This is a genomic window from Streptomyces sp. WAC07094 (assembly GCF_036320405.1).
Lineage (GTDB): Bacteria > Actinomycetota > Actinomycetes > Streptomycetales > Streptomycetaceae > Streptomyces > Streptomyces lannensis.
On the sequence record NZ_JAVMJZ010000001.1, the window covers coordinates 15,629 to 38,513 of the forward strand.

At 67.7% G+C, this 22,885-nt stretch carries 20 protein-coding genes and 5 pseudogenes; 12 read left to right on the forward strand and 13 right to left on the reverse strand.

Annotated features, from left to right (window positions below; translation table 11 throughout):
* The first annotated feature begins 5 nt into the window (after window positions 1-5).
* Window positions 6-707 carry a hypothetical protein gene (locus RCR19_RS00050; protein WP_331263094.1) on the forward strand — a complete coding sequence of 234 codons (702 nt, stop codon included), beginning with the start codon at window positions 6-8 and terminating at the stop codon, window positions 705-707.
* A 166-nt stretch (window positions 708-873) separates the two neighbouring features.
* Here RCR19_RS00050 and RCR19_RS00055 read toward each other — a convergent pair.
* From RCR19_RS00055 to RCR19_RS00065, 3 genes and pseudogenes are all read right to left on the reverse strand, one after another.
* Window positions 874-1,267, reverse strand: a pseudogene (locus RCR19_RS00055) (lamin tail domain-containing protein).
* Between the two features lie 330 nt (window positions 1,268-1,597).
* A complete protein-coding gene (locus RCR19_RS00060) occupies window positions 1,598-2,155 on the reverse strand; it encodes an HPP family protein (protein WP_331269301.1) in 558 nt (185 codons plus the stop codon).
* A gap of 96 nt (window positions 2,156-2,251) precedes the next feature.
* Window positions 2,252-2,950 carry a haloacid dehalogenase type II gene (locus tag RCR19_RS00065; protein ID WP_331263095.1) on the reverse strand — a complete coding sequence of 233 codons (699 nt, stop codon included), beginning with the start codon at window positions 2,948-2,950 and terminating at the stop codon, window positions 2,252-2,254.
* 1,129 nt (window positions 2,951-4,079) lie between these two features.
* On the opposite strand from RCR19_RS00065, the gene RCR19_RS00070 reads away from it, so the two are divergent.
* The 5 genes from RCR19_RS00070 (at window position 4,080) to RCR19_RS00090 (ending at window position 9,343) form a co-directional block, all read left to right on the forward strand.
* Window positions 4,080-5,363: a molybdopterin-dependent oxidoreductase gene (locus tag RCR19_RS00070; protein ID WP_331269302.1), complete on the forward strand. Its 1,284-nt coding sequence runs from the start codon at window positions 4,080-4,082 to the stop codon at window positions 5,361-5,363.
* Between the two features lie 2 nt (window positions 5,364-5,365).
* Window positions 5,366-5,869, forward strand: coding sequence for a hypothetical protein (locus RCR19_RS00075; RefSeq protein ID WP_331269303.1), 504 nt, complete (start codon window positions 5,366-5,368; stop codon window positions 5,867-5,869).
* Complete coding sequence (locus RCR19_RS00080) at window positions 5,866-6,543, forward strand: SAM-dependent methyltransferase (RefSeq protein ID WP_331263096.1); 678 nt, start codon at window positions 5,866-5,868, stop codon at window positions 6,541-6,543. Before RCR19_RS00075 ends, RCR19_RS00080 begins: the two co-directional genes overlap by 4 nt.
* Before the next feature lie 271 nt (window positions 6,544-6,814).
* A complete protein-coding gene (locus RCR19_RS00085; protein WP_331263097.1) occupies window positions 6,815-8,647 on the forward strand; it encodes a glycoside hydrolase family 15 protein in 1,833 nt (610 codons plus the stop codon).
* A gap of 102 nt (window positions 8,648-8,749) precedes the next feature.
* Window positions 8,750-9,343 carry a YbhB/YbcL family Raf kinase inhibitor-like protein gene (locus RCR19_RS00090; protein ID WP_331263098.1) on the forward strand — a complete coding sequence of 198 codons (594 nt, stop codon included), beginning with the start codon at window positions 8,750-8,752 and terminating at the stop codon, window positions 9,341-9,343.
* A 376-nt stretch (window positions 9,344-9,719) separates the two neighbouring features.
* On the opposite strand, the gene RCR19_RS00095 is transcribed toward RCR19_RS00090, so the two are convergent.
* The 3 genes from RCR19_RS00095 to RCR19_RS00105 form a co-directional block, all read right to left on the reverse strand.
* Window positions 9,720-9,986 (reverse strand): hypothetical protein, encoded by a 267-nt coding sequence (locus tag RCR19_RS00095; RefSeq protein ID WP_331263099.1) that lies wholly within the window; start codon window positions 9,984-9,986, stop codon window positions 9,720-9,722.
* A 344-nt stretch (window positions 9,987-10,330) separates the two neighbouring features.
* Window positions 10,331-11,221 carry a helix-turn-helix domain-containing protein gene (locus RCR19_RS00100; protein WP_331263100.1) on the reverse strand — a complete coding sequence of 297 codons (891 nt, stop codon included), beginning with the start codon at window positions 11,219-11,221 and terminating at the stop codon, window positions 10,331-10,333.
* Between the two features lie 34 nt (window positions 11,222-11,255).
* Window positions 11,256-12,044 (reverse strand): peptidoglycan-binding protein, encoded by a 789-nt coding sequence (locus tag RCR19_RS00105; protein WP_331263101.1) that lies wholly within the window; start codon window positions 12,042-12,044, stop codon window positions 11,256-11,258.
* Window positions 12,045-12,696: 652 nt separating this feature from the next.
* Between RCR19_RS00105 and RCR19_RS00110 the strand changes: the two genes are divergently transcribed.
* The 3 genes and pseudogenes from RCR19_RS00110 to RCR19_RS00120 form a co-directional block, all read left to right on the forward strand.
* The gene (locus RCR19_RS00110; protein ID WP_331263102.1) at window positions 12,697-13,086 is read left to right on the forward strand and encodes a hypothetical protein; all 390 of its coding nucleotides are present in this window, start codon (window positions 12,697-12,699) and stop codon (window positions 13,084-13,086) included.
* Between the two features lie 896 nt (window positions 13,087-13,982).
* Complete coding sequence (locus tag RCR19_RS00115) at window positions 13,983-14,108, forward strand: hypothetical protein (RefSeq protein WP_331263103.1); 126 nt, start codon at window positions 13,983-13,985, stop codon at window positions 14,106-14,108.
* Window positions 14,102-14,395 (forward strand): annotated as a pseudogene (locus RCR19_RS00120) (ANTAR domain-containing protein); the annotation flags it as partial. The gene RCR19_RS00115 and the pseudogene RCR19_RS00120, both read left to right, overlap by 7 nt.
* 26 nt (window positions 14,396-14,421) lie before the next feature.
* Here the strand turns inward: RCR19_RS00120 and RCR19_RS00125 are convergent.
* Entirely contained in the window at window positions 14,422-15,648 is a 1,227-nt protein-coding gene (locus RCR19_RS00125) for a PP2C family protein-serine/threonine phosphatase (RefSeq protein WP_331263104.1), read from the reverse strand.
* A gap of 169 nt (window positions 15,649-15,817) precedes the next feature.
* Between RCR19_RS00125 and RCR19_RS00130 the strand changes: the two genes are divergently transcribed.
* The 3 genes and pseudogenes from RCR19_RS00130 to RCR19_RS00140 all read left to right on the forward strand — a co-directional run.
* Window positions 15,818-16,006 (forward strand): hypothetical protein, encoded by a 189-nt coding sequence (locus RCR19_RS00130; RefSeq protein ID WP_331263105.1) that lies wholly within the window; start codon window positions 15,818-15,820, stop codon window positions 16,004-16,006.
* Between the two features lie 350 nt (window positions 16,007-16,356).
* Window positions 16,357-16,911 carry a GAF and ANTAR domain-containing protein gene (locus tag RCR19_RS00135; RefSeq protein ID WP_331263106.1) on the forward strand — a complete coding sequence of 185 codons (555 nt, stop codon included), beginning with the start codon at window positions 16,357-16,359 and terminating at the stop codon, window positions 16,909-16,911.
* A 194-nt stretch (window positions 16,912-17,105) separates the two neighbouring features.
* Window positions 17,106-17,460: pseudogene (locus tag RCR19_RS00140) on the forward strand (cation transporter); the annotation flags it as partial.
* A gap of 224 nt (window positions 17,461-17,684) precedes the next feature.
* Here RCR19_RS00140 and RCR19_RS00145 read toward each other — a convergent pair.
* The 6 genes and pseudogenes from RCR19_RS00145 to RCR19_RS00170 all read right to left on the reverse strand — a co-directional run bounded on the left by RCR19_RS00145 (window position 17,685) and on the right by RCR19_RS00170 (window position 22,865).
* Window positions 17,685-18,746: a PP2C family protein-serine/threonine phosphatase gene (locus tag RCR19_RS00145; RefSeq protein ID WP_331263107.1), complete on the reverse strand. Its 1,062-nt coding sequence runs from the start codon at window positions 18,744-18,746 to the stop codon at window positions 17,685-17,687.
* Between the two features lie 208 nt (window positions 18,747-18,954).
* Window positions 18,955-19,767 (reverse strand): endonuclease/exonuclease/phosphatase family protein, encoded by an 813-nt coding sequence (locus RCR19_RS00150; RefSeq protein WP_331263108.1) that lies wholly within the window; start codon window positions 19,765-19,767, stop codon window positions 18,955-18,957.
* A gap of 403 nt (window positions 19,768-20,170) precedes the next feature.
* A pseudogene (locus RCR19_RS00155) lies at window positions 20,171-20,299 on the reverse strand (TetR family transcriptional regulator); the annotation flags it as partial.
* 293 nt (window positions 20,300-20,592) lie between these two features.
* On the reverse strand, window positions 20,593-20,826 hold the full coding sequence (locus tag RCR19_RS00160; RefSeq protein WP_331263109.1) for a hypothetical protein: 234 nt from the start codon (window positions 20,824-20,826) through the stop codon (window positions 20,593-20,595).
* 445 nt (window positions 20,827-21,271) lie between these two features.
* Window positions 21,272-21,598 (reverse strand): hypothetical protein, encoded by a 327-nt coding sequence (locus tag RCR19_RS00165; protein ID WP_331263110.1) that lies wholly within the window; start codon window positions 21,596-21,598, stop codon window positions 21,272-21,274.
* Window positions 21,599-21,612: 14 nt separating this feature from the next.
* Window positions 21,613-22,865 (reverse strand): annotated as a pseudogene (locus RCR19_RS00170) (IS256 family transposase).
* Window positions 22,866-22,885: the final 20 nt, after the last annotated feature.

Here is a 22,885-nt window from a genome sequence, read left to right on the forward strand (position 1 = left end):
AAACCGTGCAGCAGGACACACGAGACGTTTCCAGGCGAACTGTGCTGGCGCGCGCAGGCATCATTGCAGCCGCCGCAACTGTGGCCACCCTGACGCCGAGCGTGGCAACAGCCGCGCCCATCAAGGCCTCGAAAGGTGCGCCTGCAGAGGTGCCGACATCCGCGAACGGCTGGCCGTTGGAACAGCAGACGAACCACATCTCCACTGTCTGGACTCGTCCTGTTCCTGGAAGCGGCCTTGAGGTTGATATCCGGATCGGAGACGCGGAAGCAATCCTCCTCCACGTTGTTCGTCGCTTCCACTATGAGGTAGAGCAGCTTCACACGGTCGACATCGCCGGCTGGCAAGCGATCGACGAACTGACCAAGAACGCGCCTGAGTCGAACCTTGCCTCTGGCACCGCGGTCCGCATTCGCCCTGGTGCCGCGGCCCAAGGCAGCCTCTTCCCTCTCCAGGAAGTCGTAGTACGCGACATCCTTGCTGACTGCGGGGGCGTTGTCCGTTGGGGCGGTGACGACAACCCGGTGGACGAATCCCTGTTCTACCTCGACCGCGGCCCCAATAGCCACGAAGTACGAGACCTAGCACGCACGTTGCGACGTGGCGAGGTAACACCCGGTCAAGGTGCCGGGAACGCCGTCGATGTAATGGCCCGGTCGAGACGCGACCGCGCGAACCGCCTTGCCGAGGTGCAGCGCGAGCGCTGAACCCCCCGCCGACGGGGCAAGTTGAGCAGCGTCCCATCCGCTTTGCCGGTACGGCACCATGCGATGCCGGGGACAATGGTGGGAAGGTGCGGGTAACCGAAGGGGCCGCGCAACCCGACCGGGTTGCGCGGCCCCTTCTACCTGCGGTCAGTGCGTGCCGGGATGGTTAGCGGTGGCGGTGTCCCCAGGAGATGGAGTCGACGGTGCGGCCGCGCTGGTTGCGGAGGGTGGCGGTGTCGGTGTCGTTGTTCCACGCGTAGGCGCGGCGGTCCTGGTAGAGGTCGGTGCGCATGTCGCGGCCGATACCGATGTGGATGCGGACCATGGCCCGGCCGGCCGGGCGGTAGTGGTGGAAGCGGTACGTGTGGTGGGGGCGGTCGGACAGCGTCCATCCCATCCAGGTTGGTCGCGCGGCGGGTGTTGTTGGTGATCTGCACCCACTCGCCGTTCAGGGAGCGGTTGGAGCGGTCGTCACGGCCCGGGGAGTCGTACTGCACGCGGCTGATCTGGACGTCGGGCCGGTGCGGCCGGCCGCCGGCGGTGGCCGACACGGCGGCCAGGCTGCCGAGGGTGGCGGCGGTAAGGGCAACGGCGGCCAGGCGGCGAGTACGTGCCGTAGCCCGCCGGGCGGCGGTAGAAGCCGTACCACCAGGTCTGGCATCGCAACACCACACCGCACACCTCCACCCCACTGGACCTGGCGCATCTCCTGAACGGCCGACCGCGCACCAGCGCACTGCAGCGAATCAGCAGCGTGGAACGCCGAGCCGGGCGACCTCAGCTCAGCCACTCGCTGCCGCTCTGGGACCATGAGCCCGCAACGTTGCGGCGATCGGGAGAATCCGCCCCCACAGGGGGCCACCTCTTCAAGCGCGCTACTGATCCAGTCTTCAGCCGTCGCCGGCAGAAGGGGGAGGGGCTGAGAAGCGGGATACGACTGCGACCCCGACAAAGAGGAGCGCGAGCCCGGTCAACATGCCGTACAGAGGCGGCCCAGGGCGGGCCAACCCTGATGCGATAAGCAGCGCAGTGGACGCGGCCGGCGGATGATTGGCATTCAGGAGAACGAGCAGCAGGATGGTCAACCCTACCGCCAAGGTCTGGGCGGCGATCTGGCGCCAGCTCTCGCGGTGCTGTTCGATAGCAGACGGATGGTGCCACAACCCAAAAGCCGCCAGGCACGCCAAACCGCTGGCGGTCGCGCACGCATGGCCGAGAAGGCAACAACGGAGCCGAGCAGATTCTGCCTGTGGATGAGCAAGCAGCAGGTACGCCGTCGGGCCGATGGTCGTGGTGAGCAGCGCCCAGCCGACAGCCTGGCCGACAGCGCCGACACCTGCAATGAGGGCGACAGCCAACACCAGCAACCTGGCTCCGGACCGCAGTCGTCTGCGAAATCGGCTCTCTTCCCATTGCTGTGGAGAACGGCGAATCCTTCCTACTCCCATCGCGATCTCCTGGTCACTTCGGCCGTCCGTGACTACCACAGATTCCGTCTCGTCGACAGCCACCGCCTTGGCGAGTGACCGCGCGAACACGTGTGGTCAGGTGTTGTCACCCTCACCGTCACCGTGCCGCTCGATCAACTGGTCCGCGATCGCATCGAGGTCCTGCCCGATGTAGTCGGGTTGCGGGCCGACGTCGAGTGGCGCGTTGCCCTCGCGGAGGACGAGCGCCGTCTGCCAGCCGGCCGCCGCGGCGCCGATAGTGTCCCAGACGTGGCACGCCACCAGGCAGATGGCGCCGGGATCGACCTCGAGTGCGTCGGCCACCCAGTGGTAGACCTTGGGCGCCGGTTTGTGGCATCGCACGGTCTCGACGCTGAAGCGGCGCTCGAACAGATCGCTCAGGCCGGCCCGCTCCAGCTGCCGCCCGGACGTCTCCGGCGGGTTGTTGGTGAGCGTGAAGAGCCGGAAGTCGTGGTCGTTAAGGCGTTGCAGGGCGGCGGGGACCTCGGGGTGGGGCGGCATGGCGGCGAACCGGTCGGTGAGTTCGGCGGCGTCGGCGTCGCTGATCGTGATGTCGCGGGTGGCGGCGAGCATCCGGAGCACGGCGCCGCCGATGTCGGTGAAGGGGACGTACACGCCGCTGAGTGTGAGCGCCTGGGAGTAGGTGATCAGGTGGGCGAACCACAGGCGCAGGGCTGCGGGATCGTCGAAGATCCTCTCGAAGGCGGGTCGGATCGCGTCCAAATCGAGCAGGGTCTCGTTGACGTCGAACACGACGATCGGTCGCTCACGCATAACCGGGCTTCCGTTCATTCGTGGGCCGGAATACCGGGCCGCCACAACAATCGGGCCGACCGGTCAAGGCGCGCGACCACGACGCAGCCCCACCGGAATCTCCCGGCAATGACGCCGTTGACGGCATCGCCAGTATGCGGCGCGAGCCACGCGGTGGAAGGCCGTACACGACGACGCCGCACAACTCTGCACCCGTCACTCACCCGCGTTGAGCTGATCGGGTTATGCAGACGTGGTCGGTGTCTCCGGCCAGCTCACCATCCGGGAGCGGACCAAGCGACGGGATCTGATCCTCACGCGTACGCGTGGTGACATGCGACGGGTGGAGCTGTGGGCATGGTGTCCGGCGGTGCCGTTCGCCGCAGTCAACGACGCCCCTGTGGACACTCTCGGAGCGCTGCTCACGGTGGCCGCCCTCGGCGCGGCCGCGGGAGCACGTCGTGGAGCGCTGCTCGGGGCGGCGACCGCTGCCAAACTACCGCCCCGTACTCGCTCTTCCAGGCGCGCTGTCGGTGGGCGCTCGCCCCCGGGTATGACCCGCGTGCCAGAGGAAGGAAGATGGCGAGCGTGCTACTCGCCGCCGTTGGTGTCGTGGCGCTCGCCTGTCTCCCTTACCTGTTGGCGCCCGGTTCCGCGGTCCTGGGTTATCTCCCCGGCTCCCGTGGAGGCGGCACCGATGACGACGAACCAGAGCACTTCCCTGGTCAGTCGGTGCGGTGCGGCCGGGCCGGGTTCATGCGCTGTGTCGCGCGCTGAGACGTCGCGCCCCATCATCGTGAGGCCGCCGTGCGACCCCCCGAGCCGTGCGGAGCGCTGGTTCAACCGTTCGGCTGGCAGCGGACACCCGCATGCATGCCACGCACGGAAAGCCGACTCGATCTGTGCCAGTTTGTAGCTGACGACTTAACGGGCACCGATGGCTCGGTAGGGTGCAATCCGCCCCTGTTTGAGAGTCGGCCTGGGACAGAGGAGACGGCCGATGGGCAGTGGCGGACGGCCACCGGCCCCAGGCTCCGGCGAGCCGCAGCGCCCGAGATCGGACGAGGGCCATGCGCAGGGGCGCCACGAGCGCGTGCGTGCTGCAGTGGCGGCGCAGGCCGCCAAGGGGGCCGCTCGTGCACGGGCTCTCGTGCGGCGGGTCGAGCAGACTCCCGCGCCCCCGGGGCCGTTCCGTCCCGGCTTCTGGCGCAGTCCTCTCCGCGGGCCCTGGCTGACGTCCGTGTTCGGCCTGGTGCTGCTGTTCGGCATCCCGCTGCTCTTCGTCACCGGGATGCTCTCCTACGCCTCCTACAACCCGGGACTCGACCGCATCAACGATCAGACCCCGGACAAGGGCCTGCTGGGTTTCTACCTCTTTGCCTGGCCCACTCATCCCTACTGGCTGTACCGGCTTACCCAGGGCGTGCACGTGACGCTCGGCGTGGTCCTCGTGCCCGTACTGCTGGCCAAGTTGTGGTCAGTGATCCCGAAGCTGTTCGAGTGGCTGCCGGTCCGCTCCGCCGCCCACGGACTGGAGCGGTTGTCCCTGCTCATGCTGGTCGGCGGGGTGATCTTCGAATTCGTCACCGGCATCATCAACATCCAGCTTTTCTATGTCTTCCCGGGCTCCTTCTACGCCCTGCACTTCTACGGCGCCTGGGTGTTCATCGCCGCCTTCGTCGTCCATGTGAGCCTCAGACTCGGCCGGATGATCCGCGCCCTGCGCTCCCGCAGCCTGGCCGCGGAAATGCGCACCGACCTCGCCCACACACGGCCAGAACCCCCGGACCCCGACGGCCTGGTTGCGACCGCCCCCGCGCCACCTACGATGACCCGGCGCGGTGCGCTCGCCATGGTGGGGGGCGGATCGCTGCTCCTCCTTGTGGCCACCGCAGGACAGAGCATCGGCGGCTGGCTGCGCAGCACGGCCCTCCTCGCGCCGCACAACCGCACTCCGGGCAGCGGCCCGAACGGCTTCCAGATCAACAAGACGGCAGCCTCCGTCGGCGTCACCCCCGCGCACGTCGGCCCCATCTGGCGGCTGGAGATCCACGGCCCCCGTGAGACGCTCGTCTTCACCCGCGCACAGCTCCTCGCGATGCCCCAGCACGTCGCCGCACTGCCGATCGCCTGCGTGGAAGGGTGGTCCACCCCCGACCAGCAGTGGAGCGGCCTTCGGCTGGCCGACCTCGCCGCCCTGTCGGGCCTCCCCGACGCCGGCAGCGTCCTGGTGCAATCCATCCAACCACCCGGCCCCTACAGCTCTGTGGTCCTGCGGGGCAATCAGATCCACGACCCTCGATCGCTTCTCGCCCTGCGCGTCAACGGCGCGGACCTCTCGCTCGACCATGGCTACCCAGCCCGCGTCATCGTCCCGGCCAACCCCGGCGTGAACAACACCAAGTGGGTGCACCGGCTCACCTTCAGGACGTGACCATGGCACGCTTCGCCCGCTGGTACGGCTCCGGCCCCCTCCACCTTCTCGTCCTGATCGCCTCGTTCGCGATCGCCGGCTACGCCATGGTGCGACTGTTCGCTGTCCGCCCGCTGGAGGTCGCGATCTGGTTCGTCGGCGCGGCGATCCTCCACGACCTGATCCTGCTGCCCCTGTACTCGCTCGCCGACCTGTCGGCACACGCTGTCCTGCGGCATCGCGCCACCCGCATGCCACAACCCCCGTGGATCAACTACCTGCGCGTACCCAGCTTTCTCTCCGGTGTGCTCCTGCTCGTCTGGTTCCCCCTCATCTTCGCCTTGTCGACCCCCTACCCAGGCGCCACCCGGTTGTCCATCAACGTCTACCTCGGCCGGTGGCTGGCTATCACCGCGGTGCTCTTCGCCGCCTCCGCCGTCGCCTTCGCTCTCAAGCTCCGCCGCGTGCGGCGGGCTGCCCGCGCCGACGAGGAACGGCCTGCACCAGGTCACGACGGCGCATCGTGACGACCGACGAGGACGGCTCGCCCTGCACCGAAGGAGACCCCTTCGCGCTCGCCCTGCAGGTCGGCCACGGGCCGGTGTACCTGCGGCTGGCGGACGGGGGCCGGATCCGGATGCCGGTGCACCGCTGGTATGCGCATCCCAACGTGGCCGACGAATCAGTGCTCAATCGCTGCGTCGGCCCCGTTCTCGACGTCGGCTGCGGACCGGGCCGGCTGTGCCGAACGCTCCTGAGCCGCGGAGTCTTCGCACTCGGCGTCGACGTAGCCCCCCGCGCGGCGGCCCATACCATCGCTCTCGGCGGAATCGCACTGTGCCGATCTGTGTTCGACCGGCTGCCGGCCGAGGGAGGCTGGCGGACCGTTCTGCTCATCGACGGCAATATCGGAATCGGCGGCGACCCGCGCGCCCTGCTGGGCCGCTGTTTCCAGCTCACCGCTCCGGCGGGCCTTCTCCTCGTCGAGGTCGACCCCGACGATGTCGAGGAACGCTGCACCGCCCGGTTCGAAGACATCCACGGCCACGAGGGCCGGCCGTTTCCCTGGGCACGTCTGGGAGCACCAGCGCTCCACAGGATCGCCGAGGACCTTGCCCTCAGCGTCACCGACCAGTGGATATACGGCCACCGACGCTTCCTCGTCCTCGGCCGCCAAGACACGGCCTCGGGACCATGCTGATGAAGCGGGGCCGCTTCGCCACGCGACAGCGGGGAGACATGGCGTACGTGCGGAGGGCGGGCACCATGCCGTGCCACTCGCTCGGGGCAACTGCCGGCAACCGGCACCTGCGATGCGCTGATCATGCTGATTGGCTGGAGGTGAATCCGCTGTTCAGGGAGGCTGGGATCCATGACGCCCGTCAGGCACCGCGGCAGGCCAACGGTGCAGGCGACTGCTCACGTCGTTCCGGCCGGGCCTCGTCCGGACCACAGAGCACGGGCTGCTACGCATGAGTACGCGGCCGATCGGTGACCACGCCCTGCTGTCCGACTGCCGCTCGGCCGCGCTGGTGACTTCCGACGGCTCGGTGGACTGGCTGTGCCTGCCCCGGTTCGACAGCCCAGCGATCTTCGGCCGGCTCCTCGATAAGGACGCCGGCCATTGGTCCATCCGCCCTGTCACCGGCCCGGTCGACATCAGCCGCCGGTACATCGAGGACACCCTCGTTCTGGAGACGGTCTTCCGCACGACCGGGGGCACGGCCGTCCTGCGGGATGCCCTTGCCCTGGGACGGCGCGAACGCGGGCACGCGCTCGGCACCGCGTCGCCCGGAACGCTGCTGCGGCAGATCATCTGCACCGAAGGACAGGTGGACATCGAGATCACCTACGCGCCGCGCCCGGAGTTCGGACTCGTCCACCCACTCCTCTCAGCCGTGCGAGGCGGGCTCACGGCGTACGGGGGCGCCCATGTCCTGCTGCTGTCGAGCCCCGTCGACCTGCGGGTTAGCGGCTCCACAGCGCACGGCCGAATCCCACTCTCGGCGGGGCAGCGCCTCGGGTTCGCCCTACACGTCGTGCCGGCGTGGGAAAATGAGTCGGTGGGCTGGCGGGCAGGGCGGATCCGGCACCGCATGTCCGACACCGTCAAAGGCTGGCGCTCCTGGTCCAAGCTCCACCGCGGCTACGTCGGCCCCTGGCAGCACGAGGTGGGCCACAGCGGACGCGTGCTGCGAGCCCTGACCTTCGCTCCCACTGGAGCCATCGTCGCCGCAGCCACCACCTCCCTGCCCGAGACAACGGGCGGGATGCGCAACTGGGACTACCGCTACACCTGGGTCCGCGACGCAAGTTTCACCCTGCAAGCGCTCGCCACGGCCGCCTGCGAGAAGGAGAAGAACCGGTTCTTCGACTTCCTCGCCCGAGCCGCGGCCACCCAACTCGACCGCGGCGTCGACCTGCAGATCATGTACGGCATCGGCGGAGAACACGACCTGAGCGAGCGGCTCCTCCCCCACCTGACCGGCTGGCGCAACAGCCGCCCTGTTCGGATCGGCAACGACGCCTGGCGCCAGCGTCAACTCGACGTCTACGGCGAACTACTCGACGCCGCCCACGAGTGCCTCCCACCCGGGGACCGCCTGGCCCCGCCCACCCGCGCCTTCCTGGTCCAGGCGGCCGACGCAGCCGCCCGTCGCTGGACCGAGCCCGACCAAGGCATCTGGGAGAGTCGCGGGCCCAGCAAACACTTCGTGCACTCGAAACTCATGTGCTGGGTCGCCCTGGACCGCGCCATCTCCATGGCCCCCGCCCTCCAGGCCCACGAACGCCTACCCCACTGGCGCCACGAACGAGACAACGTCCGCCAAGCCATCGAGGAACGCGGCTGGAACCCTCGTTCAGGTGCCTTCACTCAGACGTTCGGCAGTGACGAGCTGGACGCCTCGGCGCTGATGCTGCCCATCGTCGGCTTCCTGCCTCCGCAGGACTCTCGCGTCCAGTCCACCGTGCTCGCGATCGCCACCCGGCTCACCGACCACAACGGCCTAGTCCGCCGCTACCTGGGCGACGACATCGAGGAAGCGGAAGGAGCCTTCCTGCTCTGCACCTTCTGGCTCGCCCACGCTCTCGCCCTGACCGGTCATATCGTCCGTGCACGGCAGGTGTTCCAGGCCGCTCTCGTACACGCCAACGACGTCGGCCTGCTTGCCGAGGAAACGGACCCCGCCACGGGAGAAGCCCTGGGTAACTACCCCCAAGCCTTCAGCCACATCGGACTCATCAACGCCGCCCGTGCCATCCGCGACGCAGGGCGTCAGCCCCCGTCGCAAGGAGTCGAGTAAAACCGTCCACTGCACGGATCGGGGACTGCCGCGCATACGCCGCTGGGGGCAGACCAGCGTGTATGACTCATCCTGCGCATCCGCCTCCTTACAGTGGGCCGCATGCGAGGACACCCGACCCTGGCAACCGTCGCGGCCACGACAGCACTGCTGGCGTGCGCTTCCTGCTCCGGCACATCAGAGCCCACCCCCGGCGCCCGCACGCCCTCCACGGCCACCACACGCACCGCCACTGTGCCGGCCGGGCCCCTCACCCTCACGCGGGGACAAGGATTCGACCGCGCCGGAGCATTCACCTCGCTCATGACCTGCGACGATCCAAGGGATCACTCGCCAGCTCTGAACTTCGCGAACGTGCCGACCGGAACACGGGAACTCGCCCTGACCATGATCGACCTCGATACCCACAAGATTCACTGGCTCCAGCTCGGAATTACCCCAGCTACCCCCGGAATCAGAGCCCACCACCTTCTCCCAGGCGCCCGTGAGGCGCTCAACGACTTCGGGGAAGCCACCTACGACGGACCGTGCCCGCCCCACGGCAAAACCCACAGATACCAACTGACGCTGTACGCAATCCACGAACCGATTCCGGCCTCCTTCGGCGGCAGCACGCCACCTGCACGTACCCTGCAGGAGATCAAGCGGCGAGCCTTCGCCTCGGCGGTGCTCGTGGTCCCCTACACGCGTCGCTGACGCCCCCTGGGACGGCGGCAGGACGGGTTCAGGCGGGGCGAGTCGGCCGTCGTGAAGGCGGGTGCCGGCCTGATTGAGCTGAAGGCACTGCGGCAGGCGGAGCCGAAACCCAGCCCTCTCGCGTCGGAATCGACGTGGACACGAGCAGCCTGTAGCCGCAAGGTCGCACCCGGCGCGTCAGCCCCATCCCGCTGAGATGCAGGCGCCGCGTCCACGTCAGTCAGGATGCCGAGGGCGGGCGCCAGGCGGTTGCCCAGAGGGTCACTCATCACGACTCCGAACGGCGTCATCGATTTCCGCACCACAATCGGCAGGCCTTGATGCGGCTTTCACCGCACCCACGAGGCCCGCCTCGACGCCTGCGCCACGGTCATCTTCAAGGAACGTCTCCGCACCAGTCGAATACACACCCATCCGCCTGCCTGGGTGCATACAGGGCACGACCACCCGGACCGTACCGCCCTATCTCCGTGCGCAACGCGACACCTTCAGTCCGATCATGCGCAGACCAGCCCGTGACATCCAAGAGCAGACCGTCCAGCGGGCCCGCGACCAACTCCGCGTACACACGCCCGTGCCGTGGCCCGGCGTCCTCGTGGTCGGCCCCGTAGACGCGACCCCGCATGAACTCCAGCTCATCCATGCTCAACAGGGTTGCAGCCGCCACCGACAGCCCTGCCCGTCACCAACTCGCGGGGAAGCCGTTGAACACGGCATCGCGCATTCCAATCCGTCCCCTGCGGAACGTGACGCGGTAGAGGCCCGAACCCCACCCGGCTTCGGGCCTCTGCCCGTACCCCGAGACGCACGTTCGTCCCGGGACAGCACACCTGGCGTTGTGACACGGGCGTAGACTGCGGGGCTCGTCGTCAACCGTTTGCGGCCCTTCCAAGCGCCGGGTTGACCAGGCCGGTTCGGCAAATGCGGAGCTTCCCCGGCAGGTCCCATGACACGGCAGAGCGCCGAAGGTCACCGACGGAGTCAAGCTCAGGAACCCGCATTGAAGCACTCCCGGCCGGGTCGGCCGGCCAAGGGGTAGTAACAGCACCGAAGCCTCGTGGCGTGCGCAGTGGCGATCATGGTGGTGGTGACCATCTCTGCGGCCGTCGGCAGGGCAGTCGGGGTGGTGGCGGCCTGAGCATGTCCGTCAGAGCTGATGACCTCGATACGGAATCCACCGTGTGTGGGCCAGCTGCGTACCCATCCGGCCTGGCAGCTTGGACTGAGGCGGATTTCCAGCCGGGTGCCGTCGGCCGCCGTGCGCGAACCCACCGTTACTGGATCTTCGCATGCTGTGGTGAGCGGATCGCGGCCCTCGCAGGACCGCAGTCGGCAGATGGGCGGGCGCGTGGCGGCCGGGCCGGTTTTATAGGAGGCGTGGATGATAGCGGCCGGTGCGAGCATAGCCGTACACAGGAGGATGACTCCCGCCGTGGTGGCCCAAGGCCGTGTGGTGATCAGAGTGGAAGCAGCGAGCAGCGTTCGATGCATGAAGTTGCGGGTGGCTTCGGGGTCCGTGTTGTCGCCGCCTGCGTCACGGTGAGCGGTGGTCTGGTCCGGGGTGGGTCCGGGTGGGGACGTGGTGTGCCCGCGTCGGTTCCATGCCTCGTCCGCAAGTTCCCATCGAGGCAGTACGGCTTCCTCGCTGAACTGTGCCGCCCGGCACAGGGCCTGTACGGCGTGCCGGGGAGGGAACTGTTTGGCGTTGAGATAGCGCTCCCAGGACGACTTGCTGATGGCGGTCGTCCGTCCCAGCTCCGTCAGACTCAGACGGCTGTGATCCTTGAGTTGGCGCAGTTCGCTGACCAGGTCCCGGTACGCGGGGGGCAAGTTCCGCGGCACCGTCCGCCAGTGGGGTCTCCCGGGTAAGTACCTCATCGCTCGGGTTCTCCTTACTCGCCGCGGTAGGCGATCACTGCACGTGGCGCAGCAAGGACCACGTCTGCTCACCGATGATTCCGTCCGGGGAGACGTGGTCCTGTTGCTGCAGGGTCTTCACCTGTGCTTCCGTCCGCTTACCGAAGTAGCCGTCCACGTCGCCCGGCGACAGGTGATGGCGTCGCAGGAGGCATTGGACTTCCGCCACGTCCGGGCCTGTGCTGTTCAAGGCGACGAGGTCGGAGTTGGTGGTGCTGTTGCCGGCGAGCATGAGGTCTCCGTGCCGGACGTAGGCACAGCTGTATCTGCCCACTTGGGTGGTGCTGTCCGAGGTCTGGCCGGCAGCGTTGGGGCGGTCGGCGATCAGCCACCCGGAAAGGGCGGCGGAGAGCAACAGGATGCCTCCGACAAGGGACAGGGCTACCCCGTGTACCTTCTCCTGCTCCTGGTGGTGCTCTCGGCCTTTGCCCGGGCTGACGCAAGAGGCGGTAAGAGGGCTGGGGGCGGGAGTCTGTCGGGGTGCCGTCGGCGCGGCACGATCACGGTGGGGGCGTTCCCTCGCGGCGCTGGATTCCTGTGCTGCGTGTTGCAGGGCCTGCAGCGGTGAGGCGTCGGCATCGGTCAGACCAGCGAGGGCTTCGACCGCCGCCGCGGGTGGCAGTGTCTTGCCGTTGAGATACCGCTCCCACGACGAGCCGCTGAAAGGCGTCTTTGCCTGGAGCATCTGCAGGGTGAGACCGCTGTGGTCCTTCAACCGCCGCAGCTCCTGTACGAGTCGTCGGCCGTTGGGGTCCAAGGTCTCGGGCAGCTCTCTCCATCTCATGACATCCCCCTGAGCACGAGTCTCCTGGATGCCGGGCCTTATCTGCGACCCCCTCCAGCCCCAAAGCCGTGCCCCGCCACACGAATCCGGCCACCGACGTCACACCCCGACGGCGCCGCGAGATTTCCCGGAATGCCGTCCCCGTACACGTCGTCGCACGTCGCGGGCAGGGATGTCCCGAGACATCGCGAGACGCCCGATAGATATGGCGATCGGCACAGCCGCTTCGAGAAGCTCTCTCAGGCCGTACCGCTTCGAGGGGTCCTGGTCCCGGCACATGCGGCCGGCCGGCCGGGCTGCCTCAATACAGGGGGAGAGATTGACCAGACGCTTGCGCCACACGCTCGTTGCGCTGGGGCCCACAACCAGCGCCGTACCAGACACGGTCAGGGGCGGCCTCGGCCACTCCCCCGCACGCAGCACAGCATGAGCTGTCCGCCCTGTTGAGGCGGCATCGGCATCGCAGTTGGACGGGGAGGCGCCGGGGGGCGTCACGCAGCCCGACGATCGGCCTGCGGGCTCGGACCGAACGAACTGTGACAGCTGGTTCTGGGCCTTCGAAGACAACGACACGATCAACGAGATCGTCGACTGTCGCTGCTCAGACCAGCACTTCCGAGTGAGGACACACGAACTGAGGAGGGCAAGTCCCGTGAAACGAATCGCTACGATCGCCGCGGTTACGGCATCTGTCGGATTCCTGCTGGCAGGGCCGAACGCGGTCGCGGCGGCACCCAGCCACCAGGCACCGGCCGTCGCAACGAGTTGCTACGGCAGCGCCAAGAGCTTCAGCACGGACTCGGCCGACCAATGGCCTCAGGGCGCGAACTACGCCACCACGACGTCCAACTGCGCCGACATCAACGTCAAGCCCACCAGCGGCATGTGGGTCCAGACGTGCTTCCTCGGGGCAAATTTCTACTGCAACAAAGCCACGTGGATCACCGGCGGGACCTGGGGCACGGCCGCAACCGGCGTTCTCAACGGCACCGCCTTCTACCTGCAGTTCGACCGCCCCACCCACGGGCTCGTCGCCTACTGACCTCGCTGCGACTCGTGCTTTGAAGTCTGCGAGGCAGATACGGGGAGGGCCTCCGGGGCGAACGGGCGCCGGAGGCCCGCGATATGTGGACGCGCGTCGTCAGCTGCGATGAGTCCGCTAATGGTGCTCTTGAATTGCACGTAGAAGGACGTGCAATTTTTGACGTCGGTGGCTGCCAGCCCCCAGGTGCCGGCAGCAATAGATCGGTAAGCGTTGCACTACCAGCCACCCGTGCCCGAGGGCGGAGAAGCAGGCGCGCACGCATTCGCTGCTGTTCGGCTTCACGTTGATGTCTGCGCAGTTGGACGTGGTGACGGCCAACTCGGCGCCTTGGGGCCACTCGTAGTAGGTGCGCGGCCCGTGCACTGACGCCCGGCACCCTCGGGCACGGCGGCCGCGGCCAAAACTACTACCTGTGCAAGATTGCGGAAGCCGGCAGAGGCTCGCCGGGCCCTCCCAGCCCTGGCTGTTGGAAGTCGAGGCAGAGCGCGCCTCCCGCCCGGCGGGGCGCAGCACCGCCACGGTGGGAGGCGCGCTCGTGTGGTCGAGATGCGGTGGAACACCGGCGGCGTCAGGCTTGAAGTGGTGGAAGGTGCCCCAGCCGATCGGGGCTCCCAGACCGCCGGTTGCGCCGAGCGTAGCCCGACGGCGGCTGGTGTCGCTGCCCGTCGGCTACGCCCTCGATGCCCGCGCAACGCACCGCGCCCCCCACACGAGCCACGCCGTGCGGGGGGCGATCTGCGTCCAGGGTGGCGGAAGAGCGACGGGACCGCTCCACTGCTGCCTTTACCCGGCTTCCGGTGTGACCGTGAGAAGGAAGCCGTGTGCGGGTACTCGATTCGCACTGTGGACACCCAAACCATGAAGGCCGACCGCCCCCTCACCGTGGAGGCACCGTGTCTCACGCGAACGAGTTCTCCTACACCGTCCCGGAGCCGGAACCCCGCACCGATGAGCAGCTCAAAGACCTTCAGGGCAAGTTCGCTCACCTTGAGCAGGCCGATGCACACGCCGCGCGCTGAACTTCTACTCCAACCGGCCCGGGGCATTCAACACGGTCAGCGAGATGGCCGGCTGGCTGCTGGCTTCGCACGCGGCGGTTGCCCTGTCCAGCGCTCGCGCCCATGCGCAGATGGAACAGGCGGTGGCCACCCGCCACCAGATCGGCGAGGCCATGGGCATCCTCATGGGCGGCCACCACCTCACCGAAAACCAGGCGTTTGATGTACTGCGCCGCTACTCCCAGGAGAAGAACATCAAGCTGCGCGAGGTCGCGCGGCAGATCTGCGAGAAGGGCGGCCTGTCCTGACCGCGGGGTAGGTCGGGTATCGAGTTCTAGGCGCTGCCGTGGGCCGCAAGGCATCCGGTGTCGGCTCCAGCGCTTGCATGGCGCCCTCGGGTCCGGGGGCCATGCCAGTCCAGACAGATGATGGTGGCGTCATCAGCAAGGTGCTCGTCGCAGGCCTCAGTGACTGCGGAGGTCATGGTGCGTACGACCTCGCGGGGGTGATCCGCGGCCGTGTCGTGGATAAGGCCGCGCAGGTCGACCGCTTCCGCCTGCCGTTCCTGCATGCCGTCGGTGTACAGGACCAGGCGGTCGCCGGGCTGCAGATCGATCTCTTGCACGCGATACGGAACAGGCGACGCGATCCCGAAAGGCAGGCTGACAGCGACGCGCAGTTCGTCAACTGTGCTGTCGCGCAAAAGCAGCGGCCAGGGGTGGCCGGCGTTGACGACTTGCGCGCTGGTGCCGTCCAGCGCGAGGCGCAGCAGCTGCCCTGTGGCAAAGGTGCTGCGGCCATGGTCCAGGAGTGCCTGGTGGATCTGGCGGGCCTGTTCGGCGAGGTCGGCTCCGGCGCGGCGGGCGCCGCGGGAGGCGTTGACCAGCAGCGTGGCCATGAGGGCGGCCTCGACGTCGTGCCCCATGGCGTCGGAGATGGACAGGTGCAGGGTGTCGTAGTCGAGGGTGTAGTCGTAGGTGTCACCGGCGCAGTTGTCGGCGGGGATCAGAGTGGCGGCGAGGGCGAACTCGGCCGCTTCGCAGGAGGGGGCAGTAGGCAGAAGTTGGCGCTGGATCTCGGCGGCCAAAGTCACTGGGGTAGTGCGCTGGCCCCAGTGGTAGAGGTCGGTGAAGCGGCGGTCGGTGACAAGGATGTACGCCAGGGCGTGCGCCGCTTCCTCCACCTGCTCCAGCACCTCCTGCGTCACATGGGGCAGGAAGAGCTCGAGTACGCCGATGGCGTCGCCGCGGTTGGTGACGGGCGCAAGCAGCCGGTGGCCGCGTCCGTCATCAGGTACCTGCACCAGCTTCTGGGTGCGCAGGACTTCGTCGTAGACGCCGCCTGCGAGAGGAATCTGCTCTGCGCGGCGCCCTCGCTGGGAATCGGCGTCCTCGCTGACCCTGACCATCTTCCGGCCGACGATGTCGAGAAACAGAAAAGACGCGTACCGCGCCCCGAACCGGTCGCGCAGACTCTGTGCCACCACATCGAGAGACCCCACCGGCGCTGCATCCTCCGCCGCGCCCAGAACGTCGGTCAGCCACATCCGATCCCGGGCCATGACGTCCTCCCAGGGGTCTACGGTCCCTTCCCGCAGTCACCGCAGGCATCACCATTCCCACCTTAGGCGGCTGGGCGGGGCGCCGAACCTTCGCCGGTGCAGACAACCACCTGTCGAAACACGCCGGCGGCGCTTGCTTCAAAAATCGAACACATATTTTAATTCAAGTATGGCCAATCACCGGGCCGAGTACCTCATCGATAAGCAGGAACGCATCCTCGCCTACATCCGCCACACCACCGCCGACCAGAGCGAAGCGCCCACGGTCGACGAGATCGAGACCGAGGTCGGCTTGCGTAGCCGCTCGTCCGTCGGCTACCAGCAACGAGGGCTGGAGGCGAAGGACGCGATCCGCTAGCTGTCGAACCCGAGGCGCTTGCTCAGCTTCCAGAGTTGTGTGCCGCGGATGCACCGCTCAGTGAATCCGATCGGCGCCCCGGCACGACCGCGACGATCCGCTGGGACCAAGACGGCTACTGGATCGCCGCGACGGTACGTGAAAACGGATACCGCGTCGCCTTCACATGGGATTCGGAGGCGAAGCAATGGCGCGAGCGTACCTACCGCCGCCCAATTCCCGTCACGTAGGCGCGAGCTGAGGGCACGGACTCATCAGCCAAAACCACCTCCATTGGAGTCTGCATAGTTGTACATGGTGACGGCCAACTCGGCGCCTTGAAGTCACTCGTAGTAGGTGCTGTCGACGCTATGGCCGTCGCGCCGGCGTTGCTGCAGTGGCCGAGTCTCTGGTGGCGGCGGACAGCCCGACTGCCACAAAGCAGTGGCCGTCGGTACTTTTCACGACACGCGATCGACGCCGCCCGCAGTTCGCAGGGCGAACGGGTCTTCCGCATCGCCGACCTCACCGCCGAGCAGCAACGCTGGCCCGCCTTCGCCCCGCGGGCTCACGCACTCGGCGTAGGCAGCATGACGGGATTCCTGCTGTTCACCGACGACGAAGACCTCGGGGCACTGAACCTGTACTCCCACCACCCCGGTGCATTCACCGAGACCAGCGAGCTGGCCGGCTGGCTACTGGCCTCCCACGCGGCGGTCGCCTTCTCCGGCGCCCGAACCCACGCCCAGATGGAACAGGGCATCGCCACTCGTCACACCATCGGCCAGGCCATGGGCATCCTCATGGGCCGCCACCACATCACCGAAGAGCAGGCCTTCGACGTACTGCGCCGCTGCCCGCAGGAAAGCAACATCAAGCTCCGCGAGGTCGCCCGGCGAGTCTGCGAACAGGGCAGCCTCCCGTAAAATCTTCGGCGGCCCCGCCTGGCACGTTGCTTGAACCAGAGGAGCCTGAGCCAAGCCAGCCCCATGGCCGCTGAACCCGGCCTCCCCACCAAGTCCCCTCTTTCGAACGCCTTACACACGCGTCCGTACCCTGGTGGCCTGATCAGTGTGAACGATCCCACGCCGTCCAAGGGACCCGCGACCTGCGGAGCGTCTCGCTGGCCCGCCACGTACGTCGCTGTGGAGCTGTCCGCGTAGTGGCCAAGACCGGCGAGGCCGACCGATCGATCCGCAGCATCGTCATCGCGGCCCTGTCGCTGGCGATCATGCCGTCCCTGTCCGCCGCTCAGCGCAATGCCGACCGCGAACTCGGCTCCGCAAGTGCGGTCGCCGGCTCGAGGGGGACGATTGCTGCGCAGCTACCTGTCCGCCGTTCTGCTCGTCGGCCTGCTACTGAACGCGCCCCTCGGATGGTCCCGGGCCAACCCGATCGCCGCCCTCGTCATCGCGGCCGTCGCGGTCAAGGAAGGCCTCGACGCCTGGCAAGGCAAGAGCTGCGGCGCTCCCACCGCCCATACCCCGACCCCACCGGGCCCGCCGCGGCCGTGACGGACGCGTGCGGCTGCGAGCCGGGCGGCACCTACTGCTCGTGAACGCCTCGTTGGAGGTCCGCTGCCGCCCGCTCCGACCCACCGATACCGAACCCGTCGAAACACGGCGGGGGCGGCGGTGGAATGGACGAGGCGAATGCGCTGCACGGGTGCTCTTTCTGGTTGTGTGAGGTTTCCCGCCGCTCAGGAGGTCCTGAGAATGGCAATGGCGGCGATGTCGTCGTTGAGGTTGTCGCCGCTGTGGTCGAGCAGGGCCTGGTGCAGGTTGCTCAGAGCCTGTCGAGGTGGCGTGGTCAGCTGCTTCTGCGCCCAGGCGTCGAGGGGGAAGAACGCTCCGGCCGCGTCGCGCGTTTCACTGACGCCGTCCGTGTAGAGGAGCAGGTGGTCACCGGATTGGAGGGCGAATCGCCGGGGACGGGAGGGGGTGGTGAGCAGGCCGCCCAGGTTCAGGGGCGGGGCGGGATCGTCCGTGTCGAGGATGGCGATACTGCCGTTCCGCCCGCGCAGGGGTGGGGGGTGGCCGCAGCTGAAGATCGTGACGTGACTGCCGCCATGGGGGATTTCCACCAGTGCGGCGGTGGCGAAGAGTTCGGCGGGATCCCCCTGCGCAAGAGCGGCGGCATCGTCACGCAGCAGCGTCGTCTCCAGACGTTTGGCGAGCTGCGTCAGGTCGGTGGCCTCGTAGGCTGCTTCGCGGAACGAGCCGAGTACGGCCGCGGCGACGGCGAGGGCGGGCAGTCCTTTGCCGCGGACATCGCCGATGATGAGGCGGATTCCGTACCGGGTGTCGGCCAGGGCGTAGAAGTCGCCGCCCACCCGTGCATGCGGGGTGGCGGTCAGGTACAGGCTGGCGATCTCCAATGGCCCGACGCGTGGCGGGATGAGCCGCAGCAGAACCTTCTGCGTGGCGTCGGCCACGGTACGCACCTCGGTGAGCGTGCCCTCACGCTGCAGACGCAGATGGCTGGCGTACGCGGCGGCCACGGTCACCGCACCGACAGCTCCTGCGGAGAACAGAGTGGGATGGTCCGAGGACAGGACAGCGTAGGCTGCGAGCCCCGACAGACACACCAACCCCAAAACCAGCGTGGGTACGACCGGCCACAACGCCGCCGCAAGCGCGGGGACGGCCGGAAGCATCCGGGCGATGGGCATTTCGGGCGGAGTCAGCCCCTCGAGGACAGCGATAAACGCTGTCAGGATCAACGGCGAGAGCAGCACCGGATCCTGACGCACCTTACTCATCCACCGCGCACTGTTCCCGCCAAAAACCTCCATAAAGAGCAAATATATCCAAAAGGGGCGAATGCTCAGCCGCTCCCGTCACGACACTGATCCGGGCGTGGCACACACGACGCGAGAGGCGTTTTCCGAGACGTCGAAGGCGTAGGTCTGGACACGGGCCGCCCCGCTCGGTGGGTCCGAGACCAACAGCCCGGACCCACCGCAAAGGTCAGTGCGGCAGCCTGACGCGCACCACAAGCGCGTCGTGGTCCGTGTACGTCGTCGCCTCGATCTCCAACCGCGGCGTCACAAGGTTGCCGTAGGAGTGCTGGATGCCGGGGTCCTTGGCCGCGGCCGCGTCGGTCAGCGTCCAGTGCCCCTTCGGCGCGCACGAGGCGTGCCGGTTGACGTCGCCGGCGAAGATGGTGGGCCGGCCACGGGAGGCGAGCACCTGGGTCAACTCCAGGCACTGGGTGGAGTTGGCGGAGCCGGGGGCCTCACCGTCGGTGGAGAGGTGGCTGGTGCACACGTCTATGCGGCGGGCTGTCGTCACGCAGAGCCAGCGGCGCTGCTCGACTCCGCTGAACACGGAGTACGGCGCGTCCTCGGATGCTCGGATCGCCTCCTTGGTCAGCACGGCATTGCCGAAGAAGCCTCTTCCTTCAGGCGACTTGCAGGACAACGGGGCGCCGTTGTAGATCACTGTGGCGAAGCGGTAGTGGAAGCCGGTTCGTGCCGCGATCTCGGCCACATCGCCGCTGCACGCCTCGTTGAGCGTCACCGCATTGACGTGGTTGGCCTCGATGCGGGCCACCACCTCGTCGAGGATCTTCGGGTACTCGGTTCCCGGGTAGCAGCCGGCGTACCCGCTGGAACATACGTTCATCTGCAGGAGCGCATAGGTCGGGTGCGCGTGGTGCGACCGTACCCCGTGGGACTGAGCCGTGGTGGCAGCCGCGGCAACGTGAGGAGACAGCACCGACCCGGCGGTCAGCAGGCAGCCGAGAATCAGGGAGCGCAGAGCTCTCAGGGAAAGGATCACGGCGCGATTGTCCTGGCGGCTCGCAAGATCGGAAAGGTGACTCCGGAAGAGTTCACGGCCTGCTCAAGCAGACGTCACTGTCCCCTGTTGCGGCCAGCACGCAGTGCCGCATCTTCGGTTCCCCGGTGGTGGCCACCTGTCGATCCCGCTGGCGGCCTCCTCGCATTGGTGCTGCGGACGGCGCCAGGTCAGGCTACGGGGACCACCCTGTGACGCGGTGCGGCGGATGGCCGCACCGCGTCAGCGGGTCTGTTGCTGTCCGCGCACAGGCCGAACTCTCATAGATCTACGCGGCTCGGCCGGTGAGCGAGTCCGAAAGGGCGTAGGCGACTGTTTGATGCCCGGTCATCATCTCGATCTGATAGCCGGTTTCGTTCCCCACGAGCTACTGCGAGGGCGCCGGCTATGCGGCGGTGATGCGGGCGACGGCCCATCGCGTCAGTTCACGTTCGTGAGGCGAGCCGTCCAGAGCGCGGTGCAGGGTCAGCCCCTCGATCGATGCGTCCAGTCGGCGGGAGGTGTCTGCGTTGAAGAGCACAGCCGATGACGCAGATGATTCGCGGCCCGGCGGCCGAGTGGTTGATCTTGCCGGGCGGCGAGTGCTTCGGCGGCATCTGCGGCGGCGGGCGGCGTCGGCATCGCAGATCACCTGGCGCCCGGCAGTATAAGTCAGGCAGTTGGGTCACCAGCCGAGGTGCGCGTAGTCGGACACCTCTCGTCCCGGGCCCGGTAGATGAGCAGGCGGCCGGGCACCCGGTCGTACTCGATGCCAGGGGCCGCCGTGTGCTCCGTCCAGGTGGCGGTCAGAAACGCCAGTCCGCTCGGTCAGGCGTGGTCGACGAGCTCTGCCTTGCCTCGCTGGCGGGCGCAGTGCGCGCAGCAGAAGAACTGCCCGTCGGCTTGGAGGCCGTGACCGAGAATGCGGCATTGGCAGTTGTTGCAGACCGGTGCCATTCGTTGGGCGGCGCACTCGAGGCTGTCGAAGGTGTGGACAGCTCCCTTGGCGTGCACCTCGAATGACATCTCGTAGTCGTTGCCGCAGACCTCACAAACGGCCATGGACGCCCATCTCCTTAACACTTCTCGACAGGACCGCTGCCGGAACCAGCAACCGCCAGCGTTCCAACAACGGTAGTGAAGGGAGACCACCGTCCTCAGGCGGCACCCTTGGCGCGCAGCCCGAGTGGCATACAGGAATCACTCGGCCGGGCGCCGCGACGGTACGCGACAGCCGCGCCTGTCCTGCCGGTCTCCTCCCCTTCGAGCAGAACCTGAGCACCAGGGTTCTCGACGCAGCATCTGAGTCCTTCCGCACACCCAACTGAAGGGTCCACTTTGCTGGACGCTGTGTTCCGAGCAGCCTTCCGCGGTGGCGACCGGCGAAACCGCTGGCTATCCGGTCTGATCAAATGCGGCTGACCGGTGCTCTCGTTTTTGGGGTCGGCGGAGTACACAACGGTGCCGAGCCGCGAGCAATAGTCAAGACTTGTGGATCGGCAGTTGCTCAGCTTCGAGTTGATCGAAGCCTGGTGAGTCCTCCGACCGCCGAGAGTTCGTCGTTGAGAGGCCCGGCGGCGGTCGGCGAGGTGATGAGCAGGAGTACCGACACGTCGGGGTGTTCGTCGTCGTAGAGATCGTCTTCCCCGTCGTCGCCGGGAAGGGCGTTCGGCTGGACCTGGACGCGGGTCGTGTCGGCGAGGGTGGCAAGGAAGTAGACGCCGAGGTAGTCGCTCTCGCGTTCGGTGAAGGTCACGTCGAGCCGGTCGGCGAGCAGGCGGGCCAACTCCTTGGCCGTGTAGGAGTTCGTGCCGTAGGTGTCGGAGACGGTCATCTGGGCATTCTTCCTCAGGCTGCGTGGCTCTCGGTGCGTTCGACCAGGATGCCGTTCTCGAACCGGGCCCCGGCCCGGACGAGTGGGACCAGGTGGGCTCCGGTGATCGCCCGCCAGCGGGCCTGGGCGGATTCGACGAGCTTGAATACCATGGCCAGGGCCGCGGCCGGGCTGCCGGCGCCTCGGGTGACCTTAGTCCGGAGCCTGACGGTGGAGAAAGTCGACTCGATGGGATTTGTGGTCCGCAGGTGGACCCAGTGCTCGGCCGGGAAATCGTAGAACGCGAGCAGCTCATCCCGGTCGTCGGTGATCTTCGCGACGGCCTTGGGCCACTTCGTGCCGTAAGTGCGGGAGAACGCCTGGATCGCCTTCTCAGCGTGGGCCCTGTCCTCTGCGTTGTAGATCTCCTGCATTGCCTTCGTCGCGCCCGGCTGTGCGGACTTCGGAAGACAGTTCGTCACATTGCGGGCTTTATGGACCCAGCAGCGCTCGTGCCGAGCAGTCGGGAACACCTCGATCAGGGCTTTCCACAGGCCCATCGCACCGTCGCCGATGGCGAGCTCAGGGGCGCGCATACCGCAGCGGCGACAGTCGCGCAGCAGGTCGGCCCACGACTCGGTGGACTCCCGCAGCCCCTCAGCCAGCGCGATCAGCTCCTTGGTGCCGTCCAGGCGGACGCCGAGGAGGACCAGCACGCACGAGTGCGCCTGGCCGAGCCGTACCTTCGGGTGGACCCCGTCGGTTCATACGTAGACGAAGTCGCGGTCGGACAGGTCCCTGTCCTGGAAGGCGGCGTGGTCGTCGCTCCACTGCTTCGTCAGCCGGGTTACCGTCGCGGCCGACAGTCCGGCCGTGCCGCCGAGGAACTGCTCCAGCGCGGGCACGAAGTCTCCGGACGACAGTCCGTGCAGGTAGAGCAGCGGCAGCACCTCCGAGATCTTCGGTGACTTGCGGCACCACGGCGCGAGGATCTTGGAGGAGAACCGCTCGCGCTCGCCGGTGGCCTCGTCGACGCGGCGGTCGTTGACGCGCGGCGCGGTGACTTCGACCGGCCCGGCCGCGGTGACGACTTCCGGGGCCGGTGGTGGCCGTTGCGTACGACCAGGTGCCGTCCGCGCTCGTCGGTCTCGGCAGCCAACTAGGCTATGTACTGGTTGACTTCTGCCTCCAGCGCGGCCGCCAGCATCCGGCGGGCGCCCTCGCGGACGATCTCGTCGATCAGGGAGCCGGACGCGGTACTGCCGTCGCCGTTCACTACGCTCAGCACGGGCGTGCCTTCCCGACCCG

Bases quoted from the DNA above. Each gene is read 5' to 3' on its own strand.
- RCR19_RS00085 (WP_331263097.1), top strand. From the start codon at position 6,815: ATGAGTACGCGGCCGATCGGTGACCACGCCCTGCTGTCCGACTGCCGC.
- RCR19_RS00160 (WP_331263109.1), bottom strand. From the start codon at position 20,826: ATGGCCGTTTGTGAGGTCTGCGGCAACGACTACGAGATGTCATTCGAG.
- RCR19_RS00105 (WP_331263101.1), bottom strand. From the start codon at position 12,044: ATGAGATGGAGAGAGCTGCCCGAGACCTTGGACCCCAACGGCCGACGA.
- RCR19_RS00090 (WP_331263098.1), top strand. From the start codon at position 8,750: ATGCGAGGACACCCGACCCTGGCAACCGTCGCGGCCACGACAGCACTG.
- RCR19_RS00075 (WP_331269303.1), top strand. From the start codon at position 5,366: ATGGCACGCTTCGCCCGCTGGTACGGCTCCGGCCCCCTCCACCTTCTC.
- RCR19_RS00095 (WP_331263099.1), bottom strand. From the start codon at position 9,986: ATGGATGAGCTGGAGTTCATGCGGGGTCGCGTCTACGGGGCCGACCAC.
- RCR19_RS00100 (WP_331263100.1), bottom strand. From the start codon at position 11,221: ATGAGGTACTTACCCGGGAGACCCCACTGGCGGACGGTGCCGCGGAAC.
- RCR19_RS00060 (WP_331269301.1), bottom strand. From the start codon at position 2,155: ATGGGAGTAGGAAGGATTCGCCGTTCTCCACAGCAATGGGAAGAGAGC.
- RCR19_RS00135 (WP_331263106.1), top strand. From the start codon at position 16,357: ATGGCCGTCGCGCCGGCGTTGCTGCAGTGGCCGAGTCTCTGGTGGCGG.
- RCR19_RS00130 (WP_331263105.1), top strand. From the start codon at position 15,818: ATGGCCAATCACCGGGCCGAGTACCTCATCGATAAGCAGGAACGCATC.
- RCR19_RS00165 (WP_331263110.1), bottom strand. From the start codon at position 21,598: ATGACCGTCTCCGACACCTACGGCACGAACTCCTACACGGCCAAGGAG.
- RCR19_RS00125 (WP_331263104.1), bottom strand. From the start codon at position 15,648: ATGGCCCGGGATCGGATGTGGCTGACCGACGTTCTGGGCGCGGCGGAG.
- RCR19_RS00145 (WP_331263107.1), bottom strand. From the start codon at position 18,746: ATGAGTAAGGTGCGTCAGGATCCGGTGCTGCTCTCGCCGTTGATCCTG.
- RCR19_RS00065 (WP_331263095.1), bottom strand. From the start codon at position 2,950: ATGCGTGAGCGACCGATCGTCGTGTTCGACGTCAACGAGACCCTGCTC.